This window comes from Nocardia sp. NPDC058633 (assembly GCF_042717045.1).
Taxonomy (GTDB): Bacteria; Actinomycetota; Actinomycetes; order Mycobacteriales; family Mycobacteriaceae; genus Nocardia.
The window spans coordinates 107455-120780 of sequence record NZ_JBHXRA010000005.1 but is presented as its reverse complement, the minus strand read 5'-3'; the positions used below and the strand labels follow the sequence as shown (position 1 = coordinate 120780).

General features: G+C 67.9%; 12 protein-coding genes and 1 tRNA gene. 8 read left to right on the top strand and 5 right to left on the bottom strand.

Going from position 1 to position 13326, the window contains the following annotated elements; translation table 11 throughout:
- Nucleotides 1-10: 10 nt before the first annotated feature.
- Nucleotides 11-877 carry a M23 family metallopeptidase gene (locus ACFWUR_RS08135; RefSeq protein ID WP_378903791.1) on the bottom strand — a complete coding sequence of 289 codons (867 nt, stop codon included), beginning with the start codon at nt 875-877 and terminating at the stop codon, nt 11-13.
- 266 nt (nt 878-1143) lie between these two features.
- On the opposite strand from ACFWUR_RS08135, the gene ACFWUR_RS08130 reads away from it, so the two are divergent.
- Together ACFWUR_RS08130 and ACFWUR_RS08125 are read left to right on the top strand one after the other, a co-directional pair.
- On the top strand, nt 1144-2190 hold the full coding sequence (locus ACFWUR_RS08130) for an NAD(P)H-dependent flavin oxidoreductase (protein ID WP_378903788.1): 1047 nt from the start codon (nt 1144-1146) through the stop codon (nt 2188-2190).
- Nucleotides 2191-2262: 72 nt separating this feature from the next.
- Entirely contained in the window at nt 2263-2655 is a 393-nt protein-coding gene (locus ACFWUR_RS08125) for an SCO5389 family protein (RefSeq protein ID WP_062982488.1), read from the top strand.
- 181 nt (nt 2656-2836) lie between these two features.
- Here ACFWUR_RS08125 and ACFWUR_RS08120 read toward each other — a convergent pair whose 3' ends face one another.
- From ACFWUR_RS08120 to ACFWUR_RS08110, 3 genes are all read right to left on the bottom strand, one after another.
- Nucleotides 2837-4471 carry a long-chain fatty acid--CoA ligase gene (locus ACFWUR_RS08120; protein WP_378903785.1) on the bottom strand — a complete coding sequence of 545 codons (1635 nt, stop codon included), beginning with the start codon at nt 4469-4471 and terminating at the stop codon, nt 2837-2839.
- A gap of 117 nt (nt 4472-4588) precedes the next feature.
- Nucleotides 4589-4963: an ArsR/SmtB family transcription factor gene (locus tag ACFWUR_RS08115; RefSeq protein WP_378903782.1), complete on the bottom strand. Its 375-nt coding sequence runs from the start codon at nt 4961-4963 to the stop codon at nt 4589-4591.
- A 39-nt stretch (nt 4964-5002) separates the two neighbouring features.
- The gene (locus ACFWUR_RS08110; protein WP_378903779.1) at nt 5003-6421 is read right to left on the bottom strand and encodes a lipase family protein; all 1419 of its coding nucleotides are present in this window, start codon (nt 6419-6421) and stop codon (nt 5003-5005) included.
- Nucleotides 6422-6581: 160 nt separating this feature from the next.
- Between ACFWUR_RS08110 and ACFWUR_RS08105 the strand changes: the two genes are divergently transcribed.
- Complete coding sequence (locus ACFWUR_RS08105) at nt 6582-7211, top strand: TetR/AcrR family transcriptional regulator (RefSeq protein WP_378903777.1); 630 nt, start codon at nt 6582-6584, stop codon at nt 7209-7211.
- 70 nt (nt 7212-7281) lie between these two features.
- Here the strand turns inward: ACFWUR_RS08105 and ACFWUR_RS08100 are convergent, their stop codons facing one another.
- Nucleotides 7282-7881 carry a TetR/AcrR family transcriptional regulator gene (locus ACFWUR_RS08100; protein WP_378903774.1) on the bottom strand — a complete coding sequence of 200 codons (600 nt, stop codon included), beginning with the start codon at nt 7879-7881 and terminating at the stop codon, nt 7282-7284.
- Nucleotides 7882-7953: 72 nt separating this feature from the next.
- Between ACFWUR_RS08100 and ACFWUR_RS08095 the strand changes: the two genes are divergently transcribed.
- The 5 genes from ACFWUR_RS08095 (at nt 7954) to ACFWUR_RS08075 (ending at nt 13317) form a co-directional block, all read left to right on the top strand.
- Nucleotides 7954-9093 carry an acyl-CoA dehydrogenase family protein gene (locus ACFWUR_RS08095; RefSeq protein WP_378903771.1) on the top strand — a complete coding sequence of 380 codons (1140 nt, stop codon included), beginning with the start codon at nt 7954-7956 and terminating at the stop codon, nt 9091-9093.
- A 142-nt stretch (nt 9094-9235) separates the two neighbouring features.
- A complete protein-coding gene (locus tag ACFWUR_RS08090) occupies nt 9236-10006 on the top strand; it encodes a DUF1542 domain-containing protein (RefSeq protein WP_378903768.1) in 771 nt (256 codons plus the stop codon).
- 74 nt (nt 10007-10080) lie between these two features.
- Nucleotides 10081-10156, top strand: a tRNA-Arg gene (locus tag ACFWUR_RS08085).
- Between the two features lie 201 nt (nt 10157-10357).
- Complete coding sequence (locus tag ACFWUR_RS08080; RefSeq protein ID WP_378903765.1) at nt 10358-11473, top strand: AI-2E family transporter; 1116 nt, start codon at nt 10358-10360, stop codon at nt 11471-11473.
- On the top strand, nt 11470-13317 hold the full coding sequence (locus tag ACFWUR_RS08075) for a glycoside hydrolase family 15 protein (RefSeq protein ID WP_378903762.1): 1848 nt from the start codon (nt 11470-11472) through the stop codon (nt 13315-13317). The genes ACFWUR_RS08080 and ACFWUR_RS08075 overlap by 4 nt, the downstream gene beginning before the upstream one ends.
- Nucleotides 13318-13326 lie beyond the last annotated feature (9 nt).

The following is a 13326-nucleotide window of genomic DNA, read 5'->3' as shown; positions in this document are numbered from 1 at the left end:
CCTACACCACTCAGTGCGCGGATGGGCCCCACTCCAGCGGCACACCCTTGGCGGCGAGGTACGGAATCGGGTCCATCTTGCCGCCGCCCTGATCCCAGATCTCGAGGTGCAGGTGCGGGCCGGTGGACTGGCCGCGGTTGCCGACGGTCGCGATGACCTGGCCGGCGTTGACGCGCTGGCCTTCGCTGACCAGCATTTCGTTGACGTGGCCGTAGACCCCGGTGGTGCCGTCGTCGTGCAGCACGCGCACCCACAGGCCGAAGCCCGACGCCGGGCCCGCTTCGATGACGGTGCCGTTGGACACGGACTTGATCGGGGCGCCGATGGAGTCGGCGAAGTCGATGCCGTAGTGCATGGCGCCCCAGCGGGCGCCGTAGCCGGAGCTGATCGGGCCCGCGACCGGACGCGCGGCCTGCGGCGGCGCGACCTGGTGCTGGATGCCCTGCAGGATGTCCTCGACCTGCGACAGCGGGCCGGAGATCTCGGGGGGCAGGTTGCCGATACCGAAGGGCGCGGCCACGGGGGCGGCGATCGGCGCGGCGACCGCGTTCACCGGCGCGGGCGTCTCGACGTGCGCGGAGACCTCCTGCGCGGCGACGAGGTCGACGTCTTGCCGTGCCGACTCGGGGGCGACCGATTCCTCGACACTGTCGTTGTGGGTCGGCAGCAGCGGCGCGGCGAAGGCCAGCGCCGGAGCGATCTGGGCGGTGACGCCGACGAGCGCGCCCGCGGCGACCGCGGCGCTGGCGGCGACCCGCACCCGATCGGTCCGCGACGCCTCGGCGCGATGCCTGCTCCTGCTCGGGCTCCGGCCATCCGCGTGCGCAAGCAGGGCCTGCACGGAGATGGATTCGGGACCCACACGGTGCTGCGACAAGATCTCGTCCTAGCGTCCGACAACAAGGAAACGAAACCGGTCGGCGACCGGCCCGGAGACCACCTGGGTGTTCTCCACTGCCGAACTATGTGTAACGGTTCGGCATACGTTGTGACGGGAACTCTACTCGGCCGTGACCATTCCGCAACCTTCTGTCATAAAATCCCAGGTAGATGGTGTGCCACACGGTAACGATCACGGCTTTCGAGCCCGTCACCCGTGTTGTCACGGGGGCTGAACACGCGCCGACCGACCAGACTCGACCCATGGTGATCGAGAGCTTGACCGTCCCCATCGTCGCCGCGCCCATGGCGGGCGGCCCGTCCACACCCGAGTTGGTGGTCGCCGTCGCGGCCGCGGGCGGGTTGGGCCAGCTAGCGGCCGGATACCTCGACACCGAGGCGGTGGCAGCGCAGGTCGAGGCGACGAGGGCCGCCACCGCGGCGCCGTTCGGCGTGAACCTGTTCGCGCCGGGAGCGGTGGCCGATCCGGCCGCCTATGCCACCTACCTCGCCGAACTCGGCGCCGAATTCCCGCTCGGCACCCCCGAGCACGACACCGACGGGTGGGCCGAGAAGCTCGATCTACTGGTCGCCGACCCGGTCGCGGTGGTGTCGACGACCTTCGGCTGCCCCACCGCGGTGGAAGTGGATCGACTGCACGCGGTCGGCTCGGAGGTCTGGGTGACGGTCACCTCACCGGCCGAGGCCCTGATCGCCGTCGACGCGGGCGCCGACGTGCTGATCGCCCAGGGCGCCGAGGCGGGCGGTCACCGCGCGAACTTCCTCGACGACCCCGCCGACGACCCGACCGACCCACCCGGCCTGCTCACGCTGATCCAGTTGCTCACCGCCGTCACCTCCCGCCCGCTCGTGGCGGCGGGCGGGATCGCCACGGGTGCCGCAGTGGCAGGCGTGCTGGCGGCCGGTGCGGCGGCGGCGCAGATCGGCACCGCGCTGCTGCGCTGCCCGGAAGCAGGCACCAACGCCGTGCATCGCGGTGCGATCGGGACCTCGGAGCCGACGATGTTGACGCGCGCGTTCACCGGACGCCGCGCCCGCGGGATCCGCAACCGTTTCCTCGTCGAACACACCGCCGCCGCCCCCGCCGCCTACCCCGAAATTCATTACGCCACCGCACCGTTGCGGGCTGCCGCCCGGGCCGCCGGCAACGCCGACGATGTGAATCTGTGGGCGGGACAAGCTCATTCGCTGAGCACCGGGCAACCGGCGGGCGAACTGGTCACCGACTTGGCCGCCGACGCGAAAAACGCACTCCGAAAAGCGCTTTCGGAGCGAATCGGTGGTTATTGACAACGGCTTTCGTTTAGACTCTGATCCGGCATCGCATCCCGCCGACCATCCCCCAAGCAGGAGGAGAGCGCCATGTCTCTCGATGTTCCCGCCGCATTACTAGAACGCGCCGAGCAGGGCGATATCGACGACGCCGAATTCGTCGAATGTGTCCGCACCTCACTGCCTTACGCCTGGGAGGTGGTGAGCCGAGTCGCCGACGACCTGCGCACCGGCACCGACGAATACGCCGACAACCGCGTTCCGCCGCCGGACGAGGTGGCCCGCGGTCAGCTGCTGCGCGCCCTGGCCTCCGACGCCATCCGCGGTGGCCTGGAACGGCATTTCGGCGTGAAGCTGGCCTTCCAGAACTGCCATCGGGTCGCGGCATTCCCGCTGTCGGCCGTCGGCGGGGAGACCTACACCCGCTACATCAGCCCCCGCGCCCAGCTCCTGAACCAGAGCCCCGAGCTGCGCAACTGCTGATTTTTTGGCGGCTGGTACTGCAGCACAAGGCGGGCGTGGAAGCGATTCCACGCCCGCCTTTTTGCTACTCGTCGCGGCCCGCCCGATTCTGGACTGAGTGGAGGGTGCGACGAAGGAGTACCCGGAGGGAGGGAAGAATCGGGGCCCGAAGGGCCGCGACTCGAGCGCTCCAGCGCTCCAGCTACACCGTGACGACCTCGAGTTCGCCCTCCGCGTACTGCGCGCGCAGGCGCTTCTTGTCGAACTTGCCGACGCTGGTCTTGGGCACCTCGGCGATGAAGGTCCAGCGCTCGGGCAGCTGCCACTTGGCGAACTTGTCGGCCAGGTAGTCGCGCAGCTCGGCGGCCTCGGCGGCAGCGCCTTCGGCGAGCACGATGGCGACCAGCGGGCGCTCGTCCCACTTCTCGTCGGGCACGCCGATGACGGCGGCCTCGGCGACGGCCGGGTGGCCCATCACCGAGTTCTCCAGGTCCACCGAGGAAATCCACTCGCCACCGGACTTGATGACGTCCTTGGAGCGGTCGACCAGGGTGAGGTAGCCGTTGGCGCTGATCTTGCCCACATCGCCGGTGCGCAGCCAGCCGTCGTCGAACTTGTCCGGGTCGATCTCCGCGCCGGTGGGCGAGTAGTAGGAGCCGGTGATCCACGCGCCGCGGACCTCGAGCTCACCGAGGGACTCGCCGTCGTTCGGCACGACCTTGCCGTCGTCGCCGACCAGCCGGGCCTCGACGTTGGCCGGGAAGCGGCCCTGGGTGTAGCGGTACTCCCAGGCTTCGTCGTCGCTGACGCCGGCGGGCGCGTGCGCGACACTGCCGAGCGGGGAGGTCTCGGTCATGCCCCACGCGTGCAGAATGCGCACGCCGTGCTTCTCCTCGAACGCGCGCATCATCGCGGGCGGCACCGCGGAACCACCGACAACGGCGGTGCGCAGGTGCGAGATGTCCTGCGGCGCTGCGGCGAGCGCGGCGAGCACGCCACCCCAGATGGTGGGCACCGCGGCGGCGAAGGTCGGCTTCTCGACCGCCATCATCTCCAGCAGCGGGCCGGGCTGCAGGAAGCGGTCCGGCATCAGGATGTTGGCGCCCGACATCAGCGCCGCGTACGGCAGGCCCCACGCGTTGGCGTGGAACAGCGGCACGATGGCCAGCACGTAGTCCGAACCCTGGAAGCCCATGCCGTTGGGCGAGTTCACCTGCATGGCGTGCAGCCAGTTGGACCGGTGCGAGTAGACGACGCCCTTGGGGTCGCCGGTGGTGCCGGAGGTGTAACACATCGCGGCGGCCGAACGCTCGTCGACGACCGGGAAGTCGAAGTCGGCGGACTGGGCGTCGAGCAGCTCACGGTAGGAGTGCACGGTGACACCCTCGGGCGCGGTGAGCGCGGCGGGATCACCGTTGACGACGATCACGTGCCGCACGGTCTTCAGGTTCGGTAGGTACTGCGCGAACAGCGGCACCAGCGTGCCGTCGACGAGCACGACCTTGTCCTCGGCGTGGTTGGCGACGAACACCAACTGCTCGGGGAACAGGCGGATGTTGAGCGCGTGCAGCACCGAGCCCATCGCGGGCACCGCGATGTAGGCGACCATGTGCTCGTTGTTGTTCCACATGAAGGTGCCGACCCGGTCGCCCTCATCGATACCGAGACCACGCAGCGCGTTGGCCAACCGGGCCGATTCGGCGCCGAGTTCGCGGTAGGTCATGGTGCGAACACCGTCACCGGTCCAGGTGGACACGGTCGAATCGCCCTGGAAAGTTGCGGCATAGTTGAGCAGTTTGGCCAGCGAGAGCTGGTCGTCCTGCATGGTGCTCAGCATCAATGCTCCTTCAAGTCCCTGCCGTGGCATGAGCCACGTCACACCGGATGTTACCGAAAGGTTTGAACCTCGCAATCGTTTCCTCCGACAACATTCCTGCAGGTCGGCTCGTCATCTTCAACCGGGCGGCGACTCATGGGGCGGCTGACCATCTGGGCCGCTATGGTGCGACGGCACGCCGGGGCCGGCGTGTTCGGCGTTGTGCACAGCGTCGACGACCAGCCTGCGGACGTGATCGTTGTCGAGGCTGTAGTAGATGGTGGTGCCGTCTCGGCGGGTTCGTACGAGTCGAGCCATGCGCAGTTTCGCCAGGTGCTGGGACACCGAGGGGCCCGGCTTGCCCACCCGGTTCGCCAGTTCGTTCACCGAGAGTTCATGGTCGGCCAGGGCCCACAAAACCTGCACCCGGGTCGGGTCGGCCAGCATTCGGAACACCTCGACCACCAAACCCACCTGATCCTCGGCCAGCGGCGAACGGGCATCTGCATTCATGCGCAGATAATAGTTCGCCGCCGGCGATCCGGACCTACGTCAGACCGGCATGCCCAGTGCCGAGGCGAGCGTCTGGCCGAGTGCGCCGACGAACGCGTCGAACGCACCGGGATCGAGGATCTGGCTGTACACATCGCGGCTGTGGCAGCCCGCGGGTGCAGGCACGCCGTTGAGCCGGTCGTTGAGCCAGAGGGCGACCGAGCCCGCACCGGAGACGGCCGCGATGCCGTGTTCGCTGAACAGGTCGCGGGTGTAGGAGACCGTGGCGGCCGGATCCTGGCAATAGGTGTCGTAGAGCTTGTTGACGGCGTTGATCGGCATCGCCTCGTCCAGCGGCGCCTGGTAGATGTAGAGCGGGGCGGTCGGGGTGCCACGATTCCCGAGAGTCAGTTCGTCGAGCACCGCCTGCATTTCGGGCGCGCGCATCGGGTCGCCGGGATAGTCGAACAGGCCCTTGATGTTCACGAACGGGAACGCCGCGAATTGCACCGCGACACATTGCTCTTCGTGCACGAGTCGCAGGCCCTTGCCCAGCGGGTTCATGTACCGCTCGATGAATCGGTCGACTTCGGGATATTCACGGGCGACACCGAACAGTCCGCCGAGCACGGCGCCGCCGAAGGTCGACGTCGCGTTGTTGTAGTCCACGGCCGCCCGGATATCGGCGAGCAGGCCACCGGCCGCCGAGCCGACCAGGTTCAGTTCGGGCGCGTACTGCGGCTGCAGTTCGGCGGCGTGCGCGGTGGGAATCGCACCGCCCGAGTATCCCCACATCGCGGTGCGGGTCGCCGCGCCGGACAACTCCGCCTGGTCGAAGTTCTGCGCGGCGCGAATTCCGTCGAGGGTGATCCGACCGCCGAGTGGCCCGACGGCATAGGCCGCGTCGGGGCCCTGATGATCGGGTACCACGACCGCGTGCCCGAGTTGCAGCATCGACTGCACCTCGATGAATTCCAGCCCGATCACGCTGTTGAGCGGGTTCGGCAGCGATCCCATCTGCAGGGCGTAGGACGGCGCGCAGTTCTGCGACAACGAGTCCTCGGCGAACTGGAACGAGACCAGACTGCGCTCCCCCGTCGGCGCTGGCCGATGCGGCACGATCACCGTCGCGACGGCGGGAATCGCCTCGCCGCGGGTATTGGTGCTGCGGTAGGACAACTGCCAGGCGCGCACGTTGAGCGGTATCAGCCAGAAGTTGGCCAGGTTCACCTGTCGCGCGGACAGGATCTCGCCGGGCGCGGCCGCGGCCACCCGGGCCGGGTCCGGGTTGTAGAAGGCGGGGTCGAGGAACGGCGGTGCGGGTGGCACCGGGAACGGCAGCGGCGGGGCCACCGGCACCGGATCGGCCACCGCCGGACTCGCCACGACAGGGCAGGTCGCGACCGTGAGCCCCGCGATCACCGCCAGACACGCCCGCGCGAGCACCCTGCCGGTGCTGCCTGTGGTGGCGATCTTCATATTCGGCTCCTCGAATCCCCAGGTGGCGACGCACGCCAACCATAAAAGAGAGTGATTGTTTCCTAAAGTGTGACGACTGTAGGACGCGCCGAGCCACTGTGTCAACGATCACGTCCCCCGAGGATCGACGGCGGCTGCCGGAACGGCAGGATGATCGGCCATGACCGCCCCGAGCCCCAGCCCACGCCGCACTCAGCAGCAACGCCGTGCCGCGACGGTGGCCAAACTCGTCGACGCGACGATCGCGGCAATCGGGGAGCTGGGATACCAGCGCACCACCGTCCAGGAAATCTGCGGCCGTGCCGGACTGTCCGTCGGCGCGATGTTCCGCCAGTTCGACAGCAGGCTGGACCTGATCGTGCGGACCGCCGACGAGGTCTTCGCTCGACAACTCGCCGCATTCCGAGCGCTGATGCAACACCTGGACGCACAGCAGGATTCGCTCGACACCGCCCTGCGATTCCTGCGCGAGGCCCAGTCCTCCACCATCACCCACGCGCTGCGCGAGATCTACCTCGCCGCCCGCTCCGATGCCGAATTGCGGGCCCGCATCGAACCGACGGTAGCGAGCTACTACGCCGCGATGGTCGAGGGCGTGGAGCAGACCGGCGTGCTGAGCCAGTTCCCCGACAAGCTTCGAGAATCCGTCTTCTTCCTGCTCCTGCACCTGTTTTCAGGCGAGGCGATCGTCCGCCCCGTCTACGCCCGCCCGGACCTGGATGCCTCGATCCTCACCCTGATCGAAGACATGCTCAGGACCTACGCCGAATCCCTGCCCGCCGGCGACTGAAGCCCTCCGTGGTTCGGTCCTATCGCGCCACGGAGGCGGCGCACCGAACCTCCACGGGTCGGAATTCAGCTCAACGCAGCGCGATCTCGGCGAGTGCGGTCCAGTCGGCCAGCACCTGCTTGCGACGGACTCGATCACGACCGACCATCTCGTCGAGGGTGGCGCCGCGGACCAGATTGACGGTGAGCCAGAAGGTGCTCTCCAGGCGCTCGCGTGCGATGTCGTGATCGATCAGCCCGGCACACCGGTCGAGCAGTTCGACGGTGAGTTCGTGCTGCACCCGCAGCATTTCGCGGCGCAGCGCCGCGTCGTTGGCGATTCCCACATACAGCTCCACCGCGGCACGCCCGAGCTTGCCCGCGAAGGTAGCGGTTACCAACTCCACCAGTACCGCGCCCGCCGAGCTGCCGTCCGGGACCGCTTTCGCCTTGCACGACATGGCTTCTCGCTGACGATCGGTGAGATGGCCGATGGTCTGCGCGAAAAGTTCACCGCGCGTGTGGAACTGATGCAGCTGCGCGCCCCGCGTCACCCCGGCCCTGGCCGTGATGTCGGCGATGGAGGCACCCGCGTAGCCGGCCTCGGCCAGGCTGTCGATGGCGGCATCGAGCAGCAGAGTTCGGGTCCGCAGACTCTTCTCCTGGTGCTTGTTCGGTGGAAGCGCAGGCATAACTCCAGTATAGGGCTACGAAATTCCATGCCGCATTGCACGTAATTCAATGCTCAACGTACTGTGATGAGCATGGCTGTAGACCGGATGTTGCCCACCGACGAGGCACGCGAGCTGATCGAACTCACCCGCGACATCGCCGACAAGGTGCTCGAGCCGCGCGTCGCCGAGAGCGAGAAGACCGGCACCTTCCCCGAGGGCGTGTTCCCCGCACTCGGCACGGCCGGGCTGCTGAGCCTGCCGTATCCGGAGGAGTTCGGCGGCGGCGCGCAGCCCTACGAGGTGTACCTACAGGTCCTCGAGGAACTGGCGAGCCGCTGGGCGGCGGTCGCGGTCGCGGTGAGCGTGCACGGCCTGTCGTGCCATCCCCTGTTCACCTACGGCACCGACGACCAGAAACAGCGGTGGCTGGCCCGCATGCTCTCGGGCGAAACCGTCGGCGCGTACAGCCTTTCCGAGGCACACGCGGGCTCCGACGCCGCCGCCCTGCGCTGCCGCGCGACCCCGGTCGACGGCGGCTACCAACTCAACGGCACCAAGTCCTGGATCACCAACGGTGGCCGCGCCGACTTCTACACCCTGTTCGCCCGCACCGGCGAGGGTTCGCGCGGCATCTCCTGCTTCCTCGTCCCCGCCGACACCGAGGGCCTGAGCTTCGGCAAGCCGGAAGAGAAGATGGGCCTACGCGGCATCCCCACCACCACCGCCGCCTACGACGACGCCTTCCTGCCCACCGAGCGTCGCATCGGCGAACAGGGACAGGGACTTTCGATCGCGTTCAGTGCCCTCGACGCGGGCCGCCTCGGCATCGCCGCCGTGGCCACCGGCGTCGCCCAGCGCGCCCTGGACGAGGCAGTCGCCTACGCCAAGGAACGAGAAGCCTTCGGCCGCAAGATCATCGACCACCAGGGCCTCGGTTTCGTGCTCGCCGACATGGCCGCCGCCGTCGACACCGCCCGCGCCACCTACCTCGACGCCGCCCGCCGCCGCGACGCCGGACTGCCGTATTCGCGCCAGGCCTCGGTCGCCAAACTCGTCGCCACCGACGCGGCCATGAAGGTGACCACCGACGCCGTCCAGGTCTTCGGCGGCTACGGCTACACCCAGGACTTCCCCGTCGAGCGCTACATGCGCGAAGCCAAGGTCATGCAGATCTTCGAGGGAACCAACCAGATCCAGCGCCTCGTCATCGCCCGCCATCTGGCCGGATAACCCCCTCCTCCGGGCCCAATTCAACTACCCAGCACCCCCAACAGCTATCCCGCAACGCGCTGATAAAAACCCATCAACCAGTTCCGGCAAACGATCAGTAAACTGGAAAGCATCTCGACACCTCGACGAAATGAGGCGCGCGATGCTGTGGTGGCTGACCCTGATCCTGCTCGTGTCGGTAGGCGCTCTGCTGTACCTGCGCGCCGACCAGAACCGGCGCAACGCGCGCGAACTCGAGGAGGCCCAGGCCGACGCCAGGGTGACGATCGAGCGGCTCGGCGGCCAGGTCTACCAACTGTCTCCCCGCAACGAAGCCGCCCGCCAGGCACTGGCCGACGCCTCCGAGCGCTACAACGCCGCGGGCGGCCAGATCGACCGCGCGGGCTCCCCCGCTCGAGCCCGCCTGGCCAAGCAATCCGCTGTGGAAGGCCTCTACTACATCCGCGCCGCCCGCACCGCGATGAACATGGACCCCGGCCCCCCGATTCCGGCCATCGACGGCCAGGACATCGCCGGTCAGGTCGACGAAAAGCGCACCATCGCCCACAACGGCCGCACGGTCACCGCTTCGCCCACCCCCTCCGCGGGCACCCCCAACTACTTCCCCGGCGGTCGCGTGGCAGGTCGCCCCGTCCCCGCCGGGTGGTACTCCGAGCCGTGGTGGAAACCCGCGCTGATCGCGGGAGCCTGGGGTGCGGGATCGGTTCTGCTGTTCACGACGTTGTTCGCCGGAATGGGCGGTGTCGGCTACGACGCGCAGGCGTTCGAAGACGGCAGCGGCGAAGCGGCCATCGACCAGAATCTCGCCGACGACCAGGGCGGATACGACGCCGATCCCGGTTTCGACAACAACGGCGGATACGAGCACGGCAGCGGTTTCGACAGCGGCGGTGGCGGATTCGACGCCTTCTGAGCCCCGCCCAACGGGCCTACGCCACCGAATCGACCCCCACGCTATACTCAGCTCGGCCAGCCGAGGCTGACCGCGCCTTCGTAGCTCAGGGGATAGAGCAACCCTCTCCTAAAGGGTAGGTCGCAGGTTCGAATCCTGCCGAGGGCACCACAAACGATCGAGGCCCCACCCTGCCGAGGGCACCGCAACGATCGCTCCAGCGTTGCCGCGCGTTCGCTCTGATCGATCGTGTCGACGACGAGCTTCCTCGAAACAGCCCGCTCGATCTCACCCATAACGGGGGATCCGAGCGGTGTTCGAGGTCCCTACCCTCGATTCGCAGGTGTCAGTCCTTCGTTGCGAGGAGCTGCTATGCGGGTACCGGCTTCAGCGACCGCGGCCCCGGGCGGGCAGGGTTGGTCGATCCCGCGTGGTCTCGTCGTGCTGTTGTCGCTGGCATCCGCGGTGGTCATCATTGCCGGATTGACCGCGTTTTCCGGGGTGATCGGTCCGACTTTCCTGGCCTTGATCCTGACGGTGGCGGTGCAGCCGGTTCAGAGCTGGACGCGGCAGCGCGGCTGGCCTGCTTGGTTGGGGATGCTCACCGCGTTCGTGACGGTGATGCTCATCCTCGTCGCACTCGTCGGTGCGCTGGCGCTGTCGGTGGCGCAACTGGCTTCGCAGCTACCCCAGTACACCGACCGGCTCGACGCCCTGCTCGACCATGCGCGCGGCTGGCTCGACGCCGCGGGGGTCAGCAGCGACCAGATCCAGAAGGCGCTGCACGGTATCGATGTCGGCAAAGTCGTCGGGCTGCTCGACGACCTGCTGGGTGGTGTCGTCGGAATGTTGTCGAACCTGGTCTTCATCGTCGCGCTGTTGCTCTTCATGGCAGTCGACGGGATGAGCATCGGTCAGCGGATGGCGGTGGTGGCGGCCGATCGGCCCGCGATCGCCCAGGCGTTGACCGACTTCGCCTACGGCACCCGGAAATACCTGCTGGTCTCCACGGTGTTCGGTGCGATCGTCGCGGTGATCGACGGCGGTGCGCTCTGGTTGATGGGGGTTCCGCTGCCGCTGCTGTGGGCGTTGCTGTCGTTCATCACCAACTACATCCCCAACGTCGGGTTCATCATCGGGGTGATCCCACCCGCGCTGCTGGCGCTGCTCGACAGCGGACCGGTGCTGATGGTGTGGGTGATCGTCGTCTACAGCGTGATCAACTTCGTGATCCAGTCGATCATCCAGCCGAAGTTCGTCGGTGACGCGGTCGGTTTGAGCGTGACCATCACCTTCCTGTCGCTGGTCTTCTGGTCCTGGGTCCTCGGCGGACTCGGTGCCGTTCTCGCGGTGCCGCTGACCCTGCTCGTCAAGGCCCTGCTGCTCGACATCGACCCCTCGACCCGGTGGGCCGACGTGCTGATCGGCGCGCCGCTGCCCGACAGGGAACCGCCCGAGCGCGACCCCGACGAGGAGGAGGATTCGTGACCGCGTACCCGCCGATCGACGAGCACGGCATCGTCGGTGACCTCCAGACCGCGGCGCTGGTGTCGGCCGCCGGAACGATCGACTGGTGGTGTGCTCCCCGATTCGACTCACCGAGCGTGTTCGCGTCGCTGCTCGACAGCGAGAAGGGCGGACATTGTTCGCTCGCCGTCGAAACCAGCGACAGCGCGGTGACGGTCCGGCAGCTGTACCTGCCGGATACGGCCGTGCTGTTGACGCGGTTCTCCGGGCCCGACGGCGTGGGCGAGGTCGCCGATTTCATGGAACCGATTCGCGGCACCGAACCGGCTGCCCGGCACCGGCTGGTGCGGGTCGCGCGGGTGGTGCGCGGGAGTCTGACGTTCACCCTGGCGTGTCGACCCCGCTTCGACTACGCGCGCACCGCCCACACCCTCGATCGCGTCGACGAACGCACTGCCGTGTTCCGTTGCCCCACCGCCGAACTCCACCTGCAGTCCACCGACCCGATCGCCCTGCATCCCGACGGCGCCGACATCACCGCGCGGTTCACGCTGTCCGCCGGTGAACGCGCCGCGATCGTGCTGACCACCACGCCCGCCGGCGCGGATGTCTCGTCCGCGCCGGTGTGGTCGTCGATCGCCCACGAATTCGACCGGTGCCGTCACTTCTGGCAGACCTGGTTGCGTTCGTCCACCTACCGCGGGCGCTGGCGTGACATGGTCAACCGTTCCGCGATCACGCTCAAGCTGCTCACCTATGCTCCCACCGGTGCGCCGATCGCCGCGGCCACCATGGGTTTGCCCGAACAGATCGGGGGCGAACGCAATTGGGACTACCGCTACACCTGGATCCGGGATGCTTCGCTGTCGGTGCGGGCACTGATCGACCTCGGTTTCACCGAGGAGGCCTATGCCTTCCGTCGCTGGCTGCGCGAGCGGGTCGAAGCAGGGGGCACCGCCTCCGGCGAACCCTTGCAGATCATGTACCGCGTCGACGGCGACCCCCACCTGGACGAAGTGAGCCTGCCCCATCTGGCGGGATATCAGGGTTCGGCGCCGGTGCGGGTCGGCAACGGGGCAGCTGACCAGATCCAACTCGATATCTACGGCGAGGCAGTCGACGCGCTGGCCCAGGCTTCCGATATGGCCGCCATCACCGGTTGGCGCACGTTCACCGGCCTCATCGACTGGCTCGCCGACCACTGGGACCGTCCGGACGAGGGGATCTGGGAAACCCGCGGCGGCCGCCAGGAATTCACCTACAGCCGGCTGATGACCTGGGTGGCCTTCGACCGCAGTATCCGCATGGCGACCGAGCACGCCAGGCCCGCCGACGTGACCCGTTGGACGGCCGAACGCGATGCGGTCTTCCGCCAGATCGTCGACCGGGGCTGGAGCGAGAAGCGCCGAGCCTTCGTGCAGCACTTCGCCACCGACGTGCTGGATGCCTCGCTGCTGCTCATGCCTCGGATGGGCTTCTTGTCCCCGACCGACCCGATGTGGCGGAGCACGCTCGATGCGATGGACAAAGAGCTGGTGAGCGATAGTCTGGTCTACCGATACGACCCTGAGGCCTCACCCGACGGCCTGCGCGGCACCGAGGGCACTTTCACCTTGTGCAGCTTCCTCTACGTCGAGGCTCTCGCCCGGACCGGGCGCCTGGCACAGGCTCGCTACGCCTTCGACAAGATGCTCACCTATGCCAATCACGTGGGACTGTTCGCCGAGGAGATCGGTCCCTCCGGCGAGCAACTGGGCAATTTCCCGCAAGCCTTCACCCATCTGGCCCTGATCACCGCCGCCCTCGCGCTCGACGAGGAACTCGATCGCGCCGAGGCCCAGCCACACCGGACCGAGGCCGAGTAGGCCTGGAGC